26 protein-coding genes are annotated in these 19,598 nt (G+C 37.0%); 2 read left to right on the top strand and 24 right to left on the bottom strand.

Annotation, left to right across the window (positions count from 1 at the left end):
- Nucleotides 1-7 precede the first annotated feature (7 nt).
- The 23 genes from purF to mqnP all read right to left on the bottom strand — a co-directional run bounded on the left by purF (nt 8) and on the right by mqnP (nt 16,376).
- Complete coding sequence (gene purF, locus CYO92_RS04300) at nt 8-1,345, bottom strand: amidophosphoribosyltransferase (RefSeq protein ID WP_072593956.1); 1,338 nt, start codon at nt 1,343-1,345, stop codon at nt 8-10.
- A 9-nt stretch (nt 1,346-1,354) separates the two neighbouring features.
- Complete coding sequence (locus CYO92_RS04295) at nt 1,355-1,663, bottom strand: DUF2314 domain-containing protein (RefSeq protein ID WP_103588800.1); 309 nt, start codon at nt 1,661-1,663, stop codon at nt 1,355-1,357.
- Nucleotides 1,656-2,426, bottom strand: coding sequence for a 4-hydroxy-tetrahydrodipicolinate reductase (gene dapB / locus CYO92_RS04290; RefSeq protein ID WP_103588799.1), 771 nt, complete (start codon nt 2,424-2,426; stop codon nt 1,656-1,658). The genes CYO92_RS04295 and dapB overlap by 8 nt, the downstream gene beginning before the upstream one ends.
- Before the next feature lie 147 nt (nt 2,427-2,573).
- Nucleotides 2,574-3,512, bottom strand: coding sequence for an NAD(P)/FAD-dependent oxidoreductase (locus tag CYO92_RS04285; RefSeq protein WP_087578275.1), 939 nt, complete (start codon nt 3,510-3,512; stop codon nt 2,574-2,576).
- Nucleotides 3,513-3,521: 9 nt separating this feature from the next.
- The gene (locus CYO92_RS04280) at nt 3,522-3,968 is read right to left on the bottom strand and encodes a hypothetical protein (RefSeq protein ID WP_103588798.1); all 447 of its coding nucleotides are present in this window, start codon (nt 3,966-3,968) and stop codon (nt 3,522-3,524) included.
- Nucleotides 3,968-4,282, bottom strand: a complete 315-nt coding sequence (gene trxA / locus CYO92_RS04275) for a thioredoxin (RefSeq protein WP_012001054.1) — start codon at nt 4,280-4,282, stop codon at nt 3,968-3,970. Before trxA ends, CYO92_RS04280 begins: the two co-directional genes overlap by 1 nt.
- A 72-nt stretch (nt 4,283-4,354) precedes the next feature.
- Nucleotides 4,355-4,696: a YraN family protein gene (locus tag CYO92_RS04270; RefSeq protein WP_103588797.1), complete on the bottom strand. Its 342-nt coding sequence runs from the start codon at nt 4,694-4,696 to the stop codon at nt 4,355-4,357.
- Between the two features lies 1 nt (nt 4,697).
- Nucleotides 4,698-5,960 carry a homoserine dehydrogenase gene (locus CYO92_RS04265; protein WP_103588795.1) on the bottom strand — a complete coding sequence of 421 codons (1,263 nt, stop codon included), beginning with the start codon at nt 5,958-5,960 and terminating at the stop codon, nt 4,698-4,700.
- A complete protein-coding gene (locus tag CYO92_RS04260) occupies nt 5,957-7,165 on the bottom strand; it encodes an LL-diaminopimelate aminotransferase (protein WP_103588794.1) in 1,209 nt (402 codons plus the stop codon). The genes CYO92_RS04265 and CYO92_RS04260 overlap by 4 nt, the downstream gene beginning before the upstream one ends.
- A gap of 9 nt (nt 7,166-7,174) precedes the next feature.
- The gene (locus CYO92_RS04255) at nt 7,175-7,957 is read right to left on the bottom strand and encodes a hypothetical protein (RefSeq protein WP_085657884.1); all 783 of its coding nucleotides are present in this window, start codon (nt 7,955-7,957) and stop codon (nt 7,175-7,177) included.
- Nucleotides 7,951-8,892, bottom strand: coding sequence for a phosphatidylglycerophosphate synthase (locus tag CYO92_RS04250; protein WP_103588793.1), 942 nt, complete (start codon nt 8,890-8,892; stop codon nt 7,951-7,953). The genes CYO92_RS04255 and CYO92_RS04250 overlap by 7 nt, the downstream gene beginning before the upstream one ends.
- On the bottom strand, nt 8,885-9,565 hold the full coding sequence (locus CYO92_RS04245) for a TrmH family RNA methyltransferase (RefSeq protein ID WP_103588792.1): 681 nt from the start codon (nt 9,563-9,565) through the stop codon (nt 8,885-8,887). The genes CYO92_RS04250 and CYO92_RS04245 overlap by 8 nt, the downstream gene beginning before the upstream one ends.
- A 111-nt stretch (nt 9,566-9,676) precedes the next feature.
- The gene (rsmI, locus tag CYO92_RS04240) at nt 9,677-10,492 is read right to left on the bottom strand and encodes a 16S rRNA (cytidine(1402)-2'-O)-methyltransferase (RefSeq protein WP_103588791.1); all 816 of its coding nucleotides are present in this window, start codon (nt 10,490-10,492) and stop codon (nt 9,677-9,679) included.
- Nucleotides 10,493-10,495: 3 nt separating this feature from the next.
- Nucleotides 10,496-10,696, bottom strand: a complete 201-nt coding sequence (gene rpmE / locus CYO92_RS04235; protein WP_002942443.1) for a 50S ribosomal protein L31 — start codon at nt 10,694-10,696, stop codon at nt 10,496-10,498.
- A gap of 83 nt (nt 10,697-10,779) precedes the next feature.
- Nucleotides 10,780-11,436 carry a 16S rRNA (uracil(1498)-N(3))-methyltransferase gene (locus CYO92_RS04230; protein WP_085657888.1) on the bottom strand — a complete coding sequence of 219 codons (657 nt, stop codon included), beginning with the start codon at nt 11,434-11,436 and terminating at the stop codon, nt 10,780-10,782.
- The gene (locus tag CYO92_RS04225) at nt 11,437-11,838 is read right to left on the bottom strand and encodes a hypothetical protein (protein ID WP_103588790.1); all 402 of its coding nucleotides are present in this window, start codon (nt 11,836-11,838) and stop codon (nt 11,437-11,439) included.
- Nucleotides 11,835-12,038: a hypothetical protein gene (locus CYO92_RS04220; protein ID WP_103588789.1), complete on the bottom strand. Its 204-nt coding sequence runs from the start codon at nt 12,036-12,038 to the stop codon at nt 11,835-11,837. The genes CYO92_RS04225 and CYO92_RS04220 overlap by 4 nt, the downstream gene beginning before the upstream one ends.
- Nucleotides 12,038-12,619: a 6-pyruvoyl trahydropterin synthase family protein gene (locus CYO92_RS04215; RefSeq protein WP_085657891.1), complete on the bottom strand. Its 582-nt coding sequence runs from the start codon at nt 12,617-12,619 to the stop codon at nt 12,038-12,040. The genes CYO92_RS04220 and CYO92_RS04215 overlap by 1 nt, the downstream gene beginning before the upstream one ends.
- Nucleotides 12,619-13,374, bottom strand: coding sequence for a 7-carboxy-7-deazaguanine synthase QueE (locus CYO92_RS04210; protein WP_103588788.1), 756 nt, complete (start codon nt 13,372-13,374; stop codon nt 12,619-12,621). The genes CYO92_RS04215 and CYO92_RS04210 overlap by 1 nt, the downstream gene beginning before the upstream one ends.
- Nucleotides 13,374-14,342: a GTP 3',8-cyclase MoaA gene (gene moaA / locus CYO92_RS04205; protein ID WP_103588787.1), complete on the bottom strand. Its 969-nt coding sequence runs from the start codon at nt 14,340-14,342 to the stop codon at nt 13,374-13,376. The genes CYO92_RS04210 and moaA overlap by 1 nt, the downstream gene beginning before the upstream one ends.
- 138 nt (nt 14,343-14,480) lie before the next feature.
- A complete protein-coding gene (locus CYO92_RS04200; RefSeq protein WP_021091068.1) occupies nt 14,481-14,987 on the bottom strand; it encodes a DUF6115 domain-containing protein in 507 nt (168 codons plus the stop codon).
- A gap of 10 nt (nt 14,988-14,997) precedes the next feature.
- Nucleotides 14,998-15,519 (bottom strand): hypothetical protein, encoded by a 522-nt coding sequence (locus CYO92_RS04195; RefSeq protein ID WP_103588786.1) that lies wholly within the window; start codon nt 15,517-15,519, stop codon nt 14,998-15,000.
- Nucleotides 15,516-16,376 (bottom strand): menaquinone biosynthesis prenyltransferase MqnP, encoded by an 861-nt coding sequence (mqnP, locus tag CYO92_RS04190; RefSeq protein ID WP_103588785.1) that lies wholly within the window; start codon nt 16,374-16,376, stop codon nt 15,516-15,518. Before mqnP ends, CYO92_RS04195 begins: the two co-directional genes overlap by 4 nt.
- A gap of 105 nt (nt 16,377-16,481) precedes the next feature.
- Here mqnP and CYO92_RS04185 point away from each other — a divergent pair, with 105 nt between their 5' ends.
- Both CYO92_RS04185 and miaA read left to right on the top strand, forming a co-directional pair.
- Complete coding sequence (locus CYO92_RS04185) at nt 16,482-17,696, top strand: NAD(P)/FAD-dependent oxidoreductase (RefSeq protein WP_103588784.1); 1,215 nt, start codon at nt 16,482-16,484, stop codon at nt 17,694-17,696.
- A gap of 2 nt (nt 17,697-17,698) precedes the next feature.
- Nucleotides 17,699-18,574 carry a tRNA (adenosine(37)-N6)-dimethylallyltransferase MiaA gene (miaA, locus tag CYO92_RS04180; RefSeq protein ID WP_103588783.1) on the top strand — a complete coding sequence of 292 codons (876 nt, stop codon included), beginning with the start codon at nt 17,699-17,701 and terminating at the stop codon, nt 18,572-18,574.
- A gap of 28 nt (nt 18,575-18,602) precedes the next feature.
- Here the strand turns inward: miaA and CYO92_RS04175 are convergent, their stop codons facing one another.
- On the bottom strand, nt 18,603-19,595 hold the full coding sequence (locus tag CYO92_RS04175) for an iron-sulfur cluster assembly scaffold protein NifU (RefSeq protein WP_054196048.1): 993 nt from the start codon (nt 19,593-19,595) through the stop codon (nt 18,603-18,605).
- Nucleotides 19,596-19,598: the final 3 nt, after the last annotated feature.

Genomic DNA, 19,598 nt, shown 5'->3' with positions numbered 1-19,598 from the left:
AAATTTTTCACTTTATGAAATAGTCGCCATCAAAGCTTACAAGCGAATATTTTCGCTCATTGCCGATACTTTCTTTAAGTTCGTCTATACTTAAAAATTCTAAGCTATCTGCACCGATATATTCTCTTACTTCCTCTGCATTTTTTTTAGAGCTTATTAACTCTTCAAAGCTTGGTGTATCGATGCCATATCGCTCAGGGTATTTAAGCTCAGGACAAGCGACTCTAAAATGAATCTCTTTAGCGCCCGCATGCCTTAAAAGATCAACCACTTTTTTTGAAGTAGTACCGCGAACGATACTATCGTCGATAACAACGATACTTTTACCCTTTAGAACCGATGACATCGGGTTAAGTTTTAGCTTAACTTTTAAATTTCTCATCTCCTGACTTGGCTCGATGAAGGTTCTGCCTACATAGTGGTTTCTGGTGATAGCTAGCTCAAAAGGGATCTTGCTCTCGTTTGCATATCCAAGTGCTGCTGGTACTCCGCTATCTGGTACAGGTACGACAAAATCTGCTTTAATTTTGCTCTTTTTAGCTAGTACTTCACCCATTTTTTTTCTAACTTCATAGACGCTTTTACCTTCTATCACGCTATCTGGGCGAGCAAAATAGATATATTCAAATGCACAAATTCTAGGATCTGGCTCATAAATTTGAATACTTTGAAACTCACTTTTTCCATGTTCAAAAACTATCATCTCACCAGGCCTAATATCTCTTATAAAGCTAGCCCCCACAAGATCAAAAGCACAAGTCTCGCTAGCTACGATATATCCACCATCTTTTAGCTTGCCAAGGCTTAGTGGCCTAACACCCCAGCGATCTCTTATGGCAAAGGTTTTATGGCGTGACTGGATAAGCAGACAATAAGCACCTTTTATCTTATCAAGTGCTGCAATAATACGGTCCTGCAAGTGTTCACTATGATTTCTTGCGATTAGATGGATGATATTTTCAGTATCCATATTTGTCTGAAATATCGCACCATCTTTAATAAGCTCATCTCTAACTTCATCTTTATTTACCAAATTTCCATTATGGACGATTGAAATTTGTCCCAAAGAATAGTTAGCGGCTATTGGCTGGGCGTCACGACCCGAGTTTTTACCAGCCGTTGCATAGCGGTTGTGACCGATCGCCATATCACCTTTTAGCGATCTTAAAATTTCTTCATTAAAGACCTCTGTAACTAGGCCATTACCCTTATGAGTAGAAATTTCTCCATCATCACAAACGCTAATGCCGCTCGCCTCTTGACCGCGATGCTGCATAGAAAATAACGCATAATAGGCAGTCTTTGCTGCATCTTTAGAATTTATAATACCAACTATTGCACACATTTTTTTCCTTTAGTTTTCATCATCTTTGTAAATTTCAAGAACATTTTTGTAGTTAAACTTGATCTCATCGCCAACATTTAAACAGCCTTTTGTAAATGGTTCATTGTCTAAAATGCCGGTAAATTCGCCGTTATTTGTCTCGCTAACGACCACCCACATGCGCTCAACCTGAGCAAACTTATCATCTTCAAATCTAAATATAAGCTTTACTATATCGCCGGTTCTTAAATTTTGGCGCTTTTCACACTCCAGCAGGTAGAATTTATCACCAAATTCTAGCTTGTAGCTCTCTACATCATCAAGCTCAAATTTAATCATCAAGCCCTAAACTATCGTCTATCGAGTATAGACCACTACTTTGATCTTTTAGCCAAATAGCAGCCCTGATCGCACCTTTTGAAAAGGTTACCCTACTTGTTGCGGTGTGATTTAGCTCAATAAACTCGCCGTCATTATAAAAGCCAACTGTGTGGCGACCGACCACATCGCCACCACGAAGCGCCATGACTGCGATCTCGTCCTTGCTTCTTTCGCCCACCATGCCAGCTCTACCAGTGACTAAAACATCTTTTAAATTTAGATCCCTAGCCTCAGCCACGCAACCAGCTAAGGTCATTGCTGTGCCGCTTGGAGCGTCCTTTTTGTGCCTATGGTGTTGCTCTACTATCTCTATGTCAAATTCTCTTAATGTTTTTGAAGCGATCCTTGCAAGGCGGTTTAGTACAGCTACGCCCAAACTCATATTTGTTGCGTAAAGAATAGGCATAGCTCCAGATGCTAAATGGAGTAAGTTTTTATCTTCGTCATTTAACCCGGTCGTACCGATAACTAGTGGTTTTGGATTAGTTCTAGCGTAGTTTAGCAGTGCTACTGTAGCCTCTTTTTGGCTAAAGTCGATTATCACATCGCATGCTTCAAAAAATTTAGCAAAGTCATTTGTCAAAAGTTCGTTACTTAAATTTTCAACCTGATTTTTTTGGCTAAAAGCGATGCTTAGAGTGGCATCTTTTTCATCTTTTAAACAAGAAATGATACTTTGAGCCATCTTTCCACTAGCACCATAAAGGCCTATTCTTACCAAAATTTATCCTTTGATTTTTGGGTGAAATTTAACATAAAATTTATTATATGTAGATTACAAATAGGCTTTTAAAAATGCGTATAAAATCAAAATTTTAATAGAAAAAAGAAGAAAAATTTAGCCAAAAAATTTGGCTAAATTTTAGTATTAATGCAAGCTTTCTATGTAACTCATAGCACTAAGTGCAGCCACTGCGCCGTCACCTGCTGCTACGATGACTTGCTTTGGAGCGTCTTCTCTGATATCACCTGCTACAAAGAGTCCATTTAGGCTAGTTTGCATCTTAAGATTTGTCTTAACCTGCCCGCCATCAACCATTTCGCAGATAAATTTGCCATTTTCATCTTTTAAAATTTCATTATTTACATTTAGTCCGACAAATGTAAAAATTCCTGGCACATCAAGCACACGCTCGCCATTTTTGGTATCAAGTACGATCTTTGTTAGGCCCATTTTATCGCCAAGTGCCTCTTTTATCGTCGCACTTGTTATAAACTCGATCTTTTCATTTTTTCTAGCTTTTTCAACCGTAGTTGGCGCCGCTCTAAACTCTTCACGTCTATGGATTAGATAGACTTTTGAGCAGATATTCGCTAGATAAAGTGCCTCTTCAACGGCTGTGTCGCCACCGCCAAGAACAGCTACCTCTTTATTTTTGTAAAAAAATCCATCGCATGTTGCGCATGTGCTAACACCTTTGCCAAAGAACTCATCCTCGCCCTTAAAGCCAGCACGTCTTGGAGTTGAGCCAGTTGCTACGATGACAGCCTTTGCCTGCTCGCTCTTACCGCCCTCAAGTAAAATTTCAAAGCTACCGTCACTGTTTTTTCTAACACCAACGACGTTTGCCCACTTATGAACTAGTCCAAATGCACTACACTGCTTCCACCAAGTGCTCATAAAGTCAAAACCGCTCTCGCCAGGGGCTTTTTGGCCTGGGTAGTTTTCTATCTCTGAGCTAGAGGTGATCTGACCGCCAGGCTCGCCTTTTTCAAACATTACAACATTTTTTAGTCCGCCTCTAGTGGCGTAAAGTCCGGCGCTTAGTCCTGCTGGACCGCCTCCGATGATCGCTAAATCAAGCATAAATTTCCTTTATTCTAAAACATTTATGGACGAATTTTGTTTATAAATTTCGTCCCTTTGATGAACTATCTCAACACTACTTGGAAGCTTTGTGATGCTTAAATTTCGCATTAGCTCCAAGACCGTATTTATATCTGAGCTTATATATTTTAGTGTTGAGTTTGACTCATATCTTTTTTGAAAGATATCGATTGCCACAACTGTTTCATTTTTGATTGGTAAAATTTCGTCTAATTTTGATTGATTTGAGCTGAAGATTAAAAGCGTGTATTTTGGCTCTTTTGGAGTAAAAATTTCGCTTTTTTCGTAGAAAACTAGCTTCGCAAAATCAACAAATTTATATTGTGAAAAACGATAGTTGCTATACGCAAATGCAGCTGCTATCATAGCTGCACCAAAAAATGAACCAAATATATATGTAAGAGGAAGTAGGCTTCCTCTTCTTTTTTCGCTCATTAAAGAAGCGAATTTAGTTTGTCAGTCAAGGCTTGTTTTGACTGTGCACCGACCATTTGCTCAACTAGCTCGCCATTTTTGAAAAATAGCAATGTTGGGATCGATCTGATGCCAAACTCAACCGCAAGATCTTGCACTTCGTCAGTATTTACCTTGCAAATTTTTGCTTTACCGTCAAAGTCTTCGGCAAGCTCTTCGATCACTGGAGCTAGCATACGGCAAGGTCCGCACCATGGAGCCCAAAAGTCTACTAAAGCAACGCCTTCTTTTGTAACATCAAAATTTTCTTTTGTAAGTTCGATGTATTTTCCCATTTTTTCTCCTTATTTTTAAAATGTGGCAATTATACAAATTAAATTTAAATTTTATCTAAATAATAAATTTTATTATAAACTAATATTTTCTATCAGTTCTAAATTTTCATTTTTTATGACAACTAAATCGACTTGAAAATCTCTATTTGGCTCATTTTTCATCATATAAAAATTTATAGTTTTTAAAATTTTTATATATTTTGCCTTATTTAGTCTATACTCTGCTTCATATTCTCCGCTAGTTGCTTTTACCTCTATAAAGTGCAAAATTTTATCGCTACTTAGTGCGATGATGTCGATCTCGCCAAATTTAGAGTGAAAATTTCTCTCTAAAATGACAAAACCAAGTTTTTGTAAAAATTCGCACGCCCTATCTTCTGAGCTTTTGCCAAAGAGATACTCTTTTAGTCCCAAGCTACTCCTCGATTCTCATCATAAATGGCTCTTCTTTTATATACTCTTGCTCTTTTAAAATTTCAATTGTCCTTCTTACATCAGCCTCAAGACTCGTATGTGTCGTAAAAAACAATACAGCAAATTCGCTCTCATCTTTTGGTTTTTGAAGTATGCTATCAATCGATAAATTATTTTCGCTCATTAAATTTGTAATCTTTGCTAGCACACCCATTTTATCTTCGACTTTTAATCTAAAGTAATACTTTGTCTTTATCCTATCGCGGTCAAGTAGCTCAAGCGTATTTAATTCAAAAGGTGCTTTATACCCTAGCATTGGCGATTTGCTATCTCTTGCGATGTCGATAAGATCGCTGATCACGGCGCTTGCCGTTGCATCGCCACCAGCTCCAGGTCCATAGTACATCGTCTCGCCAACGACCTCGCCAACGACACTGATCGCATTTGTCACACCACTTGCCTTTGCTATCATTTTATTTTGCGGTACAAGTGCTGGATGCACACGTAGTTCGATTTTACCCTCGCTTTTCTTAGCAATTGCTAGAAGTTTTATTGAGTATTCGAAATCTTTTGCGAAAAATATATCTTCAGGTGTAATACCTTGTATTCCTTCGATCAAAATATCCTCTGGATCGCCGTGCACGCCGTATGCGATGCTAGCAAGGATGAGAAGCTTATGAGCCGTATCAAAGCCACCCACATCAAAAGTAGGATCAGCCTCGGCATACCCAAGCTCCTGCGCCTTTTTAAGCGCGTCTTTAAAATTTGAGCCCTCGTCCATCATCGAGGTTAGGATGTAGTTGCTAGTGCCATTTAGTATGCCATTTATACTAACGATGTGGTTTGCGCTTAAGCCTTCTCTTAAGGCTCTAATGATCGGTATGCCCCCAGCCACACTTGCTTCAAAGCCAAATGGTATATTTTTGGCTAAATTTTGCAAAGCATATCTATGATAGGCAAGAAGTGCCTTGTTTGCAGTGACGACCGCTTTTTTGCGCTTTAAAATTTCACTCACCACTTTAAAAGGCTCTTCAACTCCGCCCATAAGCTCGACAAAAACATCGATATCATCGCGGTTTATGACGCTATTTATATCATCAGTCAAAGGGATGCCAGAGTCTCTTTTTTTATTTAAATTTCTAACCACACCGATGACTGGCACTATCTCTTCGCCACATCTTGCTGCGATTAGCTTTTTGTTTTTTAGTAAAATTTTTGCAACCGACTCACCAACGGTTCCAACGCCTAATATCGCTACATTCATTCAAATTCTTTCAAATATTTTTTTATATTTCTTGCTGCTTGTCTTATCCTATTTTCATTTTCGATAAGAGCTAAGCGCACATAATCGTTTCCGCCCTCGCCAAAACCAATGCCCGGGCTAACAGCAACTGATGCCTTTGTAAGAAGCTGTTTTGAAAACTCAAGACTGCCTAAGTGGCTCACCTTTGGTGGAAGTTTCGCCCAGATAAACATGCTAGCATTTGGCTTTTTAAGCTCCCAACCAGCCTGAGCAAAGGCCTCTATCATCACATCTCTTCTTTTTTCATAAATTTGGCGTATCTCTTCAACACAGCTTTGATCACCGTCAAGTGCGACCGTGGCTGAGACTTGTATCGGCGTAAACATGCCGTAATCAACCCATGATTTTATCTTTTTAAGAGCGGCGCAAAGCCTCTTGTTTCCGCACATGAAGCCAACTCTCCAGCCAGCCATGTTGTAGCTCTTTGAAAGAGTGTAGCACTCGACTGCAACATCTTTTGCGCCTTCTACTTCAAAGATACTTGGCGTTTTGTAGCCATCAAAGGTAAGATCAGCGTAGGCGATATCTGAGATGATGTAAAATCTCTCTTGCTTTGCGATGCTTACAAGGCGCTCGTAAAAGCTCTTTTGCACGGTCACAGTCGTTGGATTGTGAGGGAAATTTACAACTACATATTTTGGCTTTGGCGAGCTTGCGTGTATCGTCTGGATTAAGTTTTCAAAAAATTTATTTTCGTCTAGCTCAAATTTATCATTGTAGTGAAGTGGCATCTTTGCGACGCTTCCGCCAGCAAACAAAAACGCTTGCGTGTGTATCGGATATGCAGGGTCAGGCACGATAGCCACATCGCCTGGGTTTATCACGGCTTGAGCAAGATGCACAAAGCCTTCCTTGCTACCCATCGTGGCGACTGCTTCGGTATCTGGGTCTAAATTTACGCCATATTTTCTCTTATACCAGTTGCAAATGGCAAGACGAAGCTTATAAATTCCAGCACTGGCTGAGTAGCCGTGAGTCTTGTCCTTTTGCGCGCTTTCACATAGTTTATCGACAATGTGCTGTGGCGTTCTGCCCTCAGGATTACCCATAGAAAAGTCGATGATGTCCTCGCCAGCTCTTCGTGCAGCCATTTTTATTGCATTTACTTCGACAAAAACGTAGTTTGGCAAACGCTCAATTGTATTAAATCTTATCTCATCAAACACTGCTTACTCCTATTTTATAAGCTTGATAATTATCTCATTTTTTATATTATTTATATCAACATTGTCGCTAATTAATGCGTATTTTGCGCCTATTGCTAAATTTATAGAAACGGCGGTTTTTGCTTGCTCCTCTTTTATAGAGTCAATCTGATTTAAATTTTTATCATAAATTCTAACAAGTGGCATCCATCTATTTGACTCTTTTGATGCGATATCCAGACTACTTGCACCCTCAACATCAACAAAATAAGTACCACCGCTTTTTAAAAGTGGTGTCTCTTCGTCAAAATTTACCTTTGTAGCCTTAAGGATCATATTCTGAGCATCTAAAAATATCTCTAAATTCCCATCAACTCTATCAAATCCTAAAATTTTAAAACCGCTTTGACTAAGCGCTAAGCTTAATAAACTTGGATCTATTCCGCCATTTTTTATGGCTGAAATTCCATAAGAAATTTGATCTCCATTTTTTAGAGAATTTATCCTTGAGATACTTATGTTGGCATCATCCAGAGTTGAATTTATTGATTTTACAAATAATGTAGAAGGAACTTTTTGCTCACTTATAAATTTTAAATTCAAACTATTTGAACCAAATGAAATGCTATCGTAACTTGAGTTTTGTTTTAATCTTGATACTAGATCATTAACATCGAGTGAGCCATTTTGATCTAAATTTTCTAAAGAAATTTGCACATTTTCAACATTACTTAAAGCACTTGCACTAGTCTGTAAGCTAAAGGCATAGGCAAATACACTAAAAGCGGTAAAAATTGCTATTTTTCTTACCAAGATTTGCCCTTGTTAAGTTCTACAAACTCATCATAGCTCACAAATTTCATCTCTCCATTTTCTACTAAAAACCTAGCCGGGCGGCTTGGATTATATTTTGTCACCTTATCACCGATCTTTAGCTCAATGTTGCCATTTCCACAAACTACGAGCTGTCTTTGATCTAAATTTATATTTATGCTTTTACTTGTGTCGTTTGATACTTTTTGACCATTTTCAAGATTAATTATCCCTATCCATACACGTTGTTTTGGCGTAATGACCGCCTCATTTAGTGGCTTTGTAATGTTTTGCTCTATCTTAGGAGCTGGCTGAGCCACCATGCTTGGCTTCACAACATTTTGCTCCATGTTTGCAGGACTTGTTGTCACATTTTGCTCAACTGGAGCTGAAATTTTCACACTTGATACGTTTGCTTCTATTTTAGGGCTATTTTGAGAGATGGTGATATTTGTATCGATGATATTTTTCTTCACCTCATTTACTATACTTGACTGCGAATAGCTCACGCTTTTATTCTCATCATTTAAAAATGATAAAAAATTCTCGATATATTTGTAAGCATCAAAATGATATGCCCCACCAGCGATAATAGCTAAAATGATGAGCCAAAATAAAAATCCAATACCGCCGCTACCGCTTTGTTTTTGTATGGTAATATCTTTTGGAGTGTAAGAAGAAATTTTTGGAGTAACTTTAGTTTTGTGACTCTCATCCGGGGTGTTTTCTTGCATAAAGGCATCATATTCAGCTAGTAACTCGCTCAAATCAACATCATATTCACGTTGTAAAATTTTGGCATAGCCTCTAATATTTAAACGTGATAATTTTTCAAAATTTTTATCAAAAATATATTGTAAAAATGTGGGCTCAATATGCGTTTTACGTGAAATTTCCTTTATACCTATCTCTTTTAAATTCTCTAATTCATTCATCTATCATCCTGTCACAAATTATTGCAAAAGCTGCACTTACGTTTAAGGAGTCCCAGCCCTCTTTTAACTTTATACCAATACACTCATCACACTTCGCTAGAGCCTTTTGCGGTATGCCTTCGCCCTCTGAGCCCATTACCAAAGCTCTTTTACCAGCAAACTTTATCTCTTTTACGTTTTTTCCATTACTTGCTGTTGCATAAATTTTAAAACCAAATTGTTTTAGTTCATTTAGCAAACTAAGCCCGTCTTCAAAAATCGCTATTGGTATCTCATAAGCAGCGCCACTACTTGATCTTAAAACACCTTGCATATTTATACTTTTTGCCACTACCACAAGACCTTCGCAGCCTAGAGCATAGGCACTTCTAGCGATAGCACCGATATTGCCAACATCGCTTATACCATAAAGAATAGCGATAAAATTTAGCTTTTTAAGCTCGGCAATGTCTGAAAATTCAAACTCACTAACATTCGCTAAAAAACCTTGATGATTCCCACCGCGAGCTAAAGACTGTGCTTTTTGATTATCCAAGCGAATAATTTTTTTGCCTGTGCCACAAATTTTAGAGAAGAGTTTTTTGTCACACTCCTTTGAGAGATATATCTCTTCTAGTATCTGTGGTCGCTTGTTCAAAATATGTAAAAATAGTTGTTTTCCGTATATTATCATGGTAGCTTATGGTAGCTAAAGTCAATTAAAATTTAACTTATTTTTGTATGCAACTAGAGTAAATTTTATACTTTCGTTTCAGTGTCACTTAGCAGTTTTGTAGCCTATGATTTAAGCTTTCGTAAGCTCATCATATATCTTTTTTACATCTTCTCCAGTTATTTTGTTAAGTAATTTTGCTTTTACTTTTGGGGCAAGATCAAGCGAAAGTATCTCATCTTTTGTGATATTTTGAGTGGCTGTTTTGTCACTTTTTGAGATGACAACCGCCCACTCGCCGTTTAAATTTGCTTTTTCTAAAATTTGGACTAAATTTTTAGCACTATCTTTAAACTTACTCTCAAATTTTTTAGTGGCCTCTTTTATGGCAAAAATTTCTCTCTCAGGTTCTAGATTTGCGATGCTTTGTGCTAGGCCTAGTATGCGTTTTGGGCTTTCGTAAATAACGGCTGGATAGGCTAAATTTAGAGCATTTTGGATAGCCAAAGACCTATCTCTGCCAGTATTTGGCAAAAATCCTAAAAAGACAAATTCCTTATCGCAAAGTCCACTTGCGACCACACTTAAAAGTGCAGCATTTGCTCCGCTTAAAATTTCATATTCAATGTTATTTTTTTGAGCATATCTTACTAGGCTAACACCTGGATCGCTGATACCTGGCATACCAGCATCGCTCATGTAGGCTACATTTCTGCTAAAAAAAGTATCACTTAAATTTGTGAAAAAGTCATCTTCGTTATGAGTATGAAGCGGGATAAAATTTGAGATATTTATATTTGCGTCAAAGCGTTCGTTTAGCAGATTTACAAGACTTTTGCAAACTCTTGTATCTTCGCAGATAGCTATCTCGCATTCACGCAAAATTTTGATCGCACGAAGCGAGATATCTTCTAAATTTCCTATTGGAGTAGGAACAAAGTAGAGCAAGGCTTATTTTTGAGCGTATTTTTTCTTAAATTTCTCAACACGGCCAGCGCTATCAACTATCTTTTCGCTGCCTGTGAAAAATGGGTGGCACTTGTCGCAAATGTCAATTCTAATCTCGCTTTTGTTTGACTTTGTTTTAAAAGTGTTTCCGCAAGCACAAGTTACAGTGCAATCTACGTATTCTGGATGGATATCTTTTTTCATCATTTTTCCTTTATTATTTTTGGGCTAATTATCTACATTAAAAGTTGCTGATTATATAAAAAGAAATCTAAAAATCAAATAAATTAAACTAGGAATTTTGCCGCTACTGAGATAACCGCAGTCTGTGATCTTAAGATATTTTTAGTGTTTAGACAGTAGCTATTTTTAAATTTAGCCGTCTCATCCTCGCTAAATCCACCCTCTGGACCGATTATTAAAAGCTCGTCATCTTTTTTTTCATTTAAGCTTTTACCACCAAAATTTATAGCTGAGACATTTTTATAAACGCTCATTAGCTCGTCCAAATTTTTATAAATTTCAAACTCCATTAGCGATGTTCGTCCGCACTGCTCGCAGGAGAGAGCATTTATATAGCTTAGCCTTTCAATATCTATATTAAAATTTGCTTGAGAAAATTTAGTATAGACAAAAGCTATTTTACCAACGCCAAGTTCATTTAAAAATGGCAATGTCTTTTCTATCGTCTTTGGATCGACGATAGCCCAAGCGATCGTAAAGTCGAATTTTTGCTCGCCATTTGAGCTGGCAAAGACAAGACTTAAGCTCGCACTTCGCCTATCAATCTCATCAATTTCATAAATATACTCTTTAAAATCTCGTAAATTTCTAACACTTATTCGCTCACCAGCTTGCATTCTTCTAGCTTTTAGGTGCAAAAAAGCTTCATTTACTATCTTTAAGCTTTCATTACCTGCATTTTTATCATATAAAAATTTCATCTAAATACCTGCAACTAAGACTAAAATAAGATCACAAAAACCCTTAATAAGGGCGAATTTTTTAAATTTTTCTAAGTCACCATTAGCTGCATAAATTTTTAGCCTTTTAAAACCTATGGCACTAAGTGCGATTAAAATTATTAAGATAATTAACATTTTTATGGCATTAAATTTAAACTCATATCCATAATACGCCCATAAAATAAGCCCGGTTAGCACAAGAAAACTAAGTAGCATATGATAAATCGGTAAAAAATATCTTATACGAAGCACATAGTTTTTACTATTGCTACCAAACTGAGTAAGTATTAAATAAAGCATATTACAGGCAACTAGTGCATAAAAAAATATCACATGAAAAGGCAAAGTGTATGCAAAAAGCAAGGAGAGATGTTCGTTCATTTCTTATCTTTAGGAGACTCGTTCTCTTCGACGACTGGCTCAGGTGGGAGTTGTTCATCGATTGTGACATTTGCGTCTGGTTGGGCTATGGTCACGTCACTCGGTACTGGCTCGCTAATATCATTTTTAGCCTCATCTTTATCTCCACAACCCACAAATAGACCAGCTATAAATAAAAAAGAAGTTATAATTTTTTTCATCAAACATCCTTTGGAATTTCTATTTTTAACCTATTTTTCATCTTCTCGAATAAATTTTTATCTTCCCACTCTTCTATGATAGCATCTGAAAATTTGATCTCATCTAGCTTTATCTCGCCCATTTGCGCATTTACGGCATCCTCTTTAAAGCACTGTGCATAGCCAGTATCAGTCTCATGCACGATAATGCTATGAAGCTTCACTTCACGCTCACCGTTGTTCATCACGCTAAGCTCAAGCAACCGCTCTATCATAACAAAAAATATACGACAAAACTGCTCTGCACTTGGATTTAGCGGGATCTCGATCCATCTTGCCGAGTGCTTTTTTAGATCATTTTTATACTCATCATTATCGCCTGAAAATATTGTTGTAGCGTGATCAAAACTATCAATGATCGTTTTTATATTTTGCTTCATTAAACCAAAATCATAGACCATGCCGGCGTTATCAAGAAAATTTGAGCTAAGTAAAATTTCAGCCACATAGCTGTGCCCGTGGATACTAGTCCTACAACGCTTTGAGCTGCAAAATCTCACAATATGTGCATTTTCAAATCTAAAAAGCTTTCTAATAATCATCAAACACCTTCTTTATCGCTCCAAAGCCTGATGTGGATACGCTCTGAGTAGTTAAATCCATACTTTATGGCAAATTCTGCCGCTTTTAAAGCATTTTCGTTTAGCTCAGCTTTATTCGCCCCTATTGCCATACACCAAACTGGCAAATCAACTTGACTTTTTATATTTATAATCTCGTCCAACTCGCTTTTATCAAAGTGCGAGAGGACAAATTTTAAAAAGCTACTTCTTGCATTATTTTTAATAGCCAAAATAGCGTCTAAATTTATGCGTTTTTGCTCATTAACTCCGCTATTTGCTAGCTTTACACCAAGTGCAAAATGGCATTTTTTATAAATTTCATATTTAGCAAAATCAATTAAGATGGTGCCATTTGTCTCAAAATGCACTTCATAATCTTCAAGCAATTTCTTTACCAAATTTATAAAATTTTCATTTTCATACCAGATGAGTGGCTCGCCACCGGTCAAAACAATGATAGGTTTTTGCATTAAGCCTTTACATAGGTTATTAACTAGGCCTAAGATTTCATCTACGCTGTAAATTTTATAATTAAAATGCCCTTTAAAAACAGCCCTTAAACTATCGCATCCTAGTAGGCTTTCACCGGTTTTTAAAGACTTTGTTTGCACGCCAAAGCCAGAGCAGTTTAGGTTGCAACCTAAAAAGCGTAAAAATATAGCGAGTCTGCCTTGGTAAGCTCCCTCGCCTTGGATACTTAAAAACGCTTCAACTAGCTCTAGCTCTTTGCTCATCAACCACCAGTTTGATAAAAGGCACGCGAAGAGGTTTCATTGTTAGCACCTATCGCCCATTTGTTCTCTTTTGGTTTGTTTGCTAGCACTTGCCTTAAAATTTCACTTGCAGCTACGATATCACCTTTTTCAACCGCTTTTTTGATGCTAAGAGCCTCTTCAAAGTAAAGGCAAGGTATCAAAAGCCCCTCGGCACTTAGCCTGATGCGGTTGCAACTCTCGCAAAAGTCGTGCTTGTGTGGATCAATGATGCCAAATTTATAACCATCATCAAGTCTATAAATAGACGCAGGCGCATTTGGTAGTTTTCCATCTTTTGTGACATTATATTTTTGTGAGATGATTTTTAAAATTTCATCGCTACTTAGCCCTTTTAGATCATCTTTAGCGTGTGAATTTTCCATATACTCAATAAATCTGATCTGAGAATCTCTAAATTTAGCAAACTCAAGCAAATTTATAAGCTCATCATCATTTACACCTTTTAGTGCGACAGTGTTGATTTTTACCTTTAATCCAGCATCATGAGCTGCTTCAAAGCCAGCTAAAACTTCGTGCAAGACACTTTTTTGTGCGATAAATTTAGCCTTTTGCTCATTTAGCGTATCAAGCGACATATTTATGCGTTTTAGCCCAGCGTCTTTTAGCCTTTTGGCAAAGTGTGAAAGCATATAACCATTTGTAGTAAGCGCTAGATCGATGTCTGGATTATAATCACTTATCATCTTTATAAAAACGTCCAAATCCTTACGTACAAGCGGTTCACCACCAGTGATTCTTATCTTTTTTATACCTTCATCGATAGCCACTTTTACAAATAAAAATAGCTCTTCAAAGGTTAATAAATTCTCTCTTGGCGTCCAGCTAAATGGCGTTGTAGGCATACAATACCTACACCTAAAGTTGCAACGCTGAGTTACAGAAATCCTTAAATAATCAACAACCCGACCATATTTATCAACTAGCATAAAGCACCTTCTTAAGCTTGGTTAGAGCTTTTTATAATTTTTTCAATTATATGTTAAAAGATTTAAATCAAAATAAAAATTTAAGTCAATTTTTGTAGTTTAAGAGTAGATTAGTCTTTTTAAAATTAGCCTGTAAATTTAGGCTAATTTATGAAATTTAAGCACAAATTCGACTCGCCCCATTCCAACATGAAGGTCCTTTGCGATCATCGCTGCACTTTTCCCGTCTTTAAACATTTTTAAAATTTGCTCTTCTTCATTGATAACGCTTGGTGCGATTTTATTAATATCTCTTGTTCTCTCTTCAAGACTAACTATCCTATCTTTTTGCTCTGTTGCAAAATCATCAATTACTCGCTCAATACTCTTAATTGCACGAATTATTGGCACAATTTTCTCATTTATTTGCAAATCAATATTTTCTTTTATCTGTTTTTTAAGTGGCTCATATTGTTCGCTATTTTTAAACGCCTCGCCCTCAAGCATTGAAATTTGCTTTTTTAGATTAAAATTTTCTTGCATAACGCTTTCTATCGCTCGCTCAAATCTCGCAAATTTTTTATTTGTCTCACTATCTTTTATCAACATCAAAGCTACTATTATCGCCAAAACGATACCAAAGCCTAAAAAAATATAAATTTCCATATTTTTCCTTCTACGAGTTCGCTCTCATTTCTCTTATCATTACACGTTCCCTAGCCGTCACATAAGCGTTCCAGTCAGCCTCATCCTCTTCGTGCATATTTTCTATCTTTGCTAAATTTTCACTAACAGCCCTTAAATAAAGGCTCAAATTTCTCTTTGGAAAGATAGGCATAGCAATCCTTGCGTAGTAAATTTCATCTTTTATAAATTTTTCTTCGCTTATTTTTATATGTGTAAAACCGATTTCTTCGATACTCGTCCTCTCTTTTAGTGGCAAATATTGCTTATGCTCGTTTTTAATATAATCACTCAGAGCATCGACTTTTCTATGAAGCTCAATCAGCAAAGTTAATAAAACTTGATCGCTCTCTTTGGTTTCGCCACGCGATTTAGCTCGTTTTAGCCAAGCCCCAAGCGCATCCTCTTCGCCCGGCAAGATGGAGTCAAACTCTCTTTTAAATTTCTCGCTCCCATCTTTATCAGACTCAAATTCTATATCAAGAGGTGCTTTAAACAGCTTAATCTCACTCATAATACGCTAATCCAAACAAAGATAAAAAATAAAATTCCCAAATAGCCATTTAACGTAAAAAATGCTCTATCTATCTTGCTAAAGTCGCGTCTTACGATCCTATGCTCAAAAAATAAAATAACGCCACTTACTAAAATTCCAAAAAATGCCATCGCTCCAAGCCCAGCCGCCCAAGCAAAAAGTAGCCAAAATATAAAAGCTAAAGCGTGAAAAATAGCCGACAGAAATAGCGTAGCCTTGTCGCCGTAAATAGCTGGTATGCTAAAGAGCTTGTTTTCTTTATCAAATTTCATATCCTGAAGTGAGTAAAGCAAGTCAAATCCAGCTACCCAAAATGTCACACCAAGGCAAAGTAACACGCTCCAAAGTGGTATAGCAGCACTCACTGCGACCACACCAGCAATAGGAGCAAGACCTAAGCTAAGGCCAAGCACTAGGTGTGCTAGCTCGCTAAAGCGTTTAAATAGCGAATATCCACCAAGAACAGCTAAAATAGGAAAACTTAGCCAAAATGCGAGCGAATTTATAAAATAAGCACATACGATAAAAATAAACGCATTTGCCACGATAAAAAGCCGCATATTGCTCCTACCGATACGACCATCAACGCTTGGGCGGCTTGCAGTTCGCGGATTTAGCTTGTCGATGTCTTCGTCTTTATATCTATTAAAAGCCATAGCAAAATTTCTAGCACTAACAGCGCAAAAAGTACCTAGAATAAGCAGTTTAAAGCCAAACCAAGCCGAGCCACTTTCTATCTTGCTAGCAACTATCATCGCAACAAAAATAAAAGGCAAAGCAAAAACAGAATGCTTAAAAACGATAAGTTCAGCAATAACTTTTAATTTTTCTATCATTTGATAAATTTCCATTTTCTTTAAAAATGGTTGATTTTACACCATTTTGCTTTAAATTTGAATTTATATTATCATTACAAGATTAATTTAAAACAAAGGGTTATTATGGGCAAAGTAGCGATTATTGGAGATGGTTTTAGTGCGTTATTTACGGCTTACGAATTAGCTAAAAAAGGTGAAGAAATTTTAATTATTAGCAGCCAAAAAGATGATTTTACAAATGGAATTTTAACGCCTTTTGGTACACACGCTCTTGCAAAAGATGGAGCGATATCTAGCTCGTTTATGGGGCTAGTTAGCAAAAAAAGCGAGCTTGATATAAGTATTTGCTTAAATGAAAATTTTAGAGCTTGGATGACAAATTTTACACTTAAATCAACCAAAGCTCACGACAAAAAGATGCAAATTTTGTTTTCAAAATTTGGTAAGAAAAGCTTTGAATTTTTAAGAGATTTAAACAACAAATATCCGCAGATAAATTTCGATGAGAGCGGCGTTTATCTACTTTTTAGCAATGACGAAAGCTTTAAAAAAAGGCTTGATGAGATAAAAGTTGCCCATAGCGAGCAAGAAATTTTAAGTGTAGATAAAGAGCTTGCAAATTTTGGGCTAATAAATAAAAACATAAAAGGCGCTATAAATTTAGCCAACAACGCAAGCATTGATACAAATGAGCTCAAAAAAGCTTTGATAAATGAGTTAAATTCTCTCGGGGCAAAATTTATAAATGATGAAATTTATGAGCTAAAAACGCAAGGGCAAATAGTGCAAAAAGCTACCGGCAATAACGGAGAATATGAGGCCGATAACTTTGTGATCGCTTCAAAAAATTTAGAGCTTTCAAATAAGCTAGGCACGAGCATAAATGCGATTTTGGCTAAATTTTATACCATTGATATTAGCCTAAATGAAGGACAAATCCCTAAAAAACCAATCATTTTAAATGATTTATTTGCCAAAATTTATCCAACTAAAAATGGCGTTACGATTATTACAAATTTACAAGTCGGTGCTATCGATACGCTTGTTAAAACTGAAAAGATTAATGCTTTTTTAAATGAACTAAAGACACATCTTGGTATAAGCGAGCTAAAAGAGCCTAGCTTTAGGGCAAATTTCGTACTTCTTAGCTCAAATGACAAGCCAGCTCTTGGACGCGATAGCGTATATAGCAACTTGATCTATAACCAAGCCTATGGACCAAATGAGCTTAGCTTTGCTCCGTATTTTGCTGGTGTTTTGGCTAGTCTTATAAAAGATGGCAAAAATAACGAGGAAAATGATGAAATTTTACTCTTTAGCTCGTTTTACGAGGGCTAGACTTGTTTAAAGAATTTGCAATAATTGGCACCACGGCAAGTGGCAAAAGCGATCTTGCATTTGAGCTTGCAAAGGAGCTTAATGGCGTCATATTAAGCCTTGATTCGCTTGCACTTTATAAAGAGATAGATATCGCCAGCGCAAAGCCAAATAAAGAGCAACTTGAAGCCATAAAGCACTTTGGTGTAGATGAAATTTATCCTGATGAAGAATTTAGCGTTGGGGCATTTTTTGAAATTTATAAAAACGCAAAGAATTTTGCGTGCTTACAAGACTGTCCACTCATCATTACAGGAGGCAGTGGCTTTTATCTAAAATCAATGCTTAGCGGACTTGCACCAGATGTGCCAAAATGTGAGCTAAATTTAAGCAATGAAGAAATTTACGATTTAGCTGCAAAAATCGATCCTGAGTTTGCAAGCAAATTTAGCCAAAACGACTCTTATCGCCTCGAAAAATGGTATCAAATTTATAAATTTAGTAGCCAAATTCCAAGCATTTGGCTAAGAGAAAATACTAAAGAGAGCATCATAAAAGAGCTAGCGATATTTGAAATTTTATGGGATAAAGATGAGCTTAGAGAACGTATCAAAAAGAGAACAAAAGGCATGCTTGAAGCCGGGCTCATAGATGAGGCAAAATTTTTATTTGATAAATATAAAAGTGAGCCAAGACCCCTAAAATCAATAGGTTTAAAAGAGTGCAAGCATTTTTTAGATAAAAAAATTTCTAAAAACGAGCTTGAAGAGCTCATAGCTACGCACACGGCTCAGTTAGCAAAACGTCAGCGAACTTTTAATCGCTCACAGTTTGAAAAAAAATTTGTGGGTGATTTGGGTCAAATTAGAAATGAAATTTTAAAATTTTTAAGAGAATAAAACTAGCCCACAAGGGCTAGTTGATAAATCAAATAGGCATTACCCTAATTTTTGGGCTTAAACTCTCTTGCAAGACATTTTCAATCGCGTAAAGAGTGCCAGTTGAGCCACTTGCACAGCCTGAGCAAGCACCAAGATAGCGTATATAAATATCAGTATTTTCGCCGTTATCATTTCTGATATCTAAAATTTCTAAATTTCCGCCATCCATCTCGAGCATTGGGCGAATTTCCTTATCTATGACAGACTCTACCGCTTTCAGCTGTCCTACCATTGTCATATTTTCAAAGCTAATGTCACCTAAAGTGTGATTTGCTTGGGCATTTGCCTGAGCTTCGATCTTCTCACGCTCCATCTCAGCCCTAGTATCACGCAATATATCAACCAAATAATATTCTCTTTTTTCATGGCCACCAGGCTTTACGCAAGACTTGCAAAATGCACCAGCTTTGGTGTATTGCGTGATCTCCTCAACTGTATGAAGGTCATTTAGTCTTATCACTTCTTTAATCGTACCAAGGCTTACTCTGGCGCACTCGCAAACGATGATCTCATCTTCAAAATGCTCTGGGTCTATGCCTTTATAGCTTGCAGCTGCTGCTTTTATAACATCATACGCCATAACTGAGCAGTGCATCTTTTGAGGCGGGACAGCCGGTGTTTCTGGGTTGTCGCGCATAGCCTTTTCAACATCAAGGTTTGTGATCTTGACTGCTTCATCGACTGTTTTACCGATACAAAGCTCAGCCATCGTATCAGAGCTAGCTATCGCTGTGCCACAGCCAAAGCTTTTAAATTTAGCATCTATTATTTTGTCTGTCTTTTCATCAACAAGCCAGTATAGCCTGACCGCATCACCGCAACTTTCTGCACCGAAGTCAGCCACAATAAGCTTTGCGTTTGCCTTTTTAGCATCTTCTTCGGTTATCTCCCCCATAAATTTAGGGTTATTCATCCTGTCTTGCACCACCTTAGAATACTCATCCCAGATAGAGCCTCCGATCAAATTATTCTTTGCCATGTT

The organism is Campylobacter concisus, assembly GCF_002913715.1.
Taxonomy (GTDB): domain Bacteria; phylum Campylobacterota; class Campylobacteria; order Campylobacterales; family Campylobacteraceae; genus Campylobacter_A; species Campylobacter_A concisus_AG.
Note: the sequence above shows the minus strand (reverse complement) of the source record. Positions and strands in the feature narration are given on the sequence as shown.

Bases quoted from the DNA above. Each gene is read 5' to 3' on its own strand.
- CYO92_RS04195 (WP_103588786.1), bottom strand. From the start codon at position 15,519: ATGAGTGAGATTAAGCTGTTTAAAGCACCTCTTGATATAGAATTTGAG.
- trxA (WP_012001054.1), bottom strand. From the start codon at position 4,282: ATGGGAAAATACATCGAACTTACAAAAGAAAATTTTGATGTTACAAAA.
- CYO92_RS04245 (WP_103588792.1), bottom strand. From the start codon at position 9,565: ATGATAATATACGGAAAACAACTATTTTTACATATTTTGAACAAGCGA.
- CYO92_RS04250 (WP_103588793.1), bottom strand. From the start codon at position 8,892: ATGAATGAATTAGAGAATTTAAAAGAGATAGGTATAAAGGAAATTTCA.
- CYO92_RS04295 (WP_103588800.1), bottom strand. From the start codon at position 1,663: ATGATTAAATTTGAGCTTGATGATGTAGAGAGCTACAAGCTAGAATTT.
- CYO92_RS04210 (WP_103588788.1), bottom strand. From the start codon at position 13,374: ATGAGCAAAGAGCTAGAGCTAGTTGAAGCGTTTTTAAGTATCCAAGGC.
- CYO92_RS04175 (WP_054196048.1), bottom strand. From the start codon at position 19,595: ATGGCAAAGAATAATTTGATCGGAGGCTCTATCTGGGATGAGTATTCT.
- CYO92_RS04225 (WP_103588790.1), bottom strand. From the start codon at position 11,838: ATGAACGAACATCTCTCCTTGCTTTTTGCATACACTTTGCCTTTTCAT.
- rpmE (WP_002942443.1), bottom strand. From the start codon at position 10,696: ATGAAAAAAGATATCCATCCAGAATACGTAGATTGCACTGTAACTTGT.
- CYO92_RS04280 (WP_103588798.1), bottom strand. From the start codon at position 3,968: ATGAGCGAAAAAAGAAGAGGAAGCCTACTTCCTCTTACATATATATTT.
- purF (WP_072593956.1), bottom strand. From the start codon at position 1,345: ATGTGTGCAATAGTTGGTATTATAAATTCTAAAGATGCAGCAAAGACT.
- CYO92_RS04200 (WP_021091068.1), bottom strand. From the start codon at position 14,987: ATGGAAATTTATATTTTTTTAGGCTTTGGTATCGTTTTGGCGATAATA.
- CYO92_RS04285 (WP_087578275.1), bottom strand. From the start codon at position 3,512: ATGCTTGATTTAGCGATCATCGGAGGCGGTCCAGCAGGACTAAGCGCC.
- CYO92_RS04220 (WP_103588789.1), bottom strand. From the start codon at position 12,038: ATGAAAAAAATTATAACTTCTTTTTTATTTATAGCTGGTCTATTTGTG.
- CYO92_RS04215 (WP_085657891.1), bottom strand. From the start codon at position 12,619: ATGATTATTAGAAAGCTTTTTAGATTTGAAAATGCACATATTGTGAGA.
- CYO92_RS04185 (WP_103588784.1), top strand. From the start codon at position 16,482: ATGGGCAAAGTAGCGATTATTGGAGATGGTTTTAGTGCGTTATTTACG.
- mqnP (WP_103588785.1), bottom strand. From the start codon at position 16,376: ATGATAGAAAAATTAAAAGTTATTGCTGAACTTATCGTTTTTAAGCAT.
- CYO92_RS04230 (WP_085657888.1), bottom strand. From the start codon at position 11,436: ATGAAATTTTTATATGATAAAAATGCAGGTAATGAAAGCTTAAAGATA.
- moaA (WP_103588787.1), bottom strand. From the start codon at position 14,342: ATGCTAGTTGATAAATATGGTCGGGTTGTTGATTATTTAAGGATTTCT.
- CYO92_RS04265 (WP_103588795.1), bottom strand. From the start codon at position 5,960: ATGAATGTAGCGATATTAGGCGTTGGAACCGTTGGTGAGTCGGTTGCA.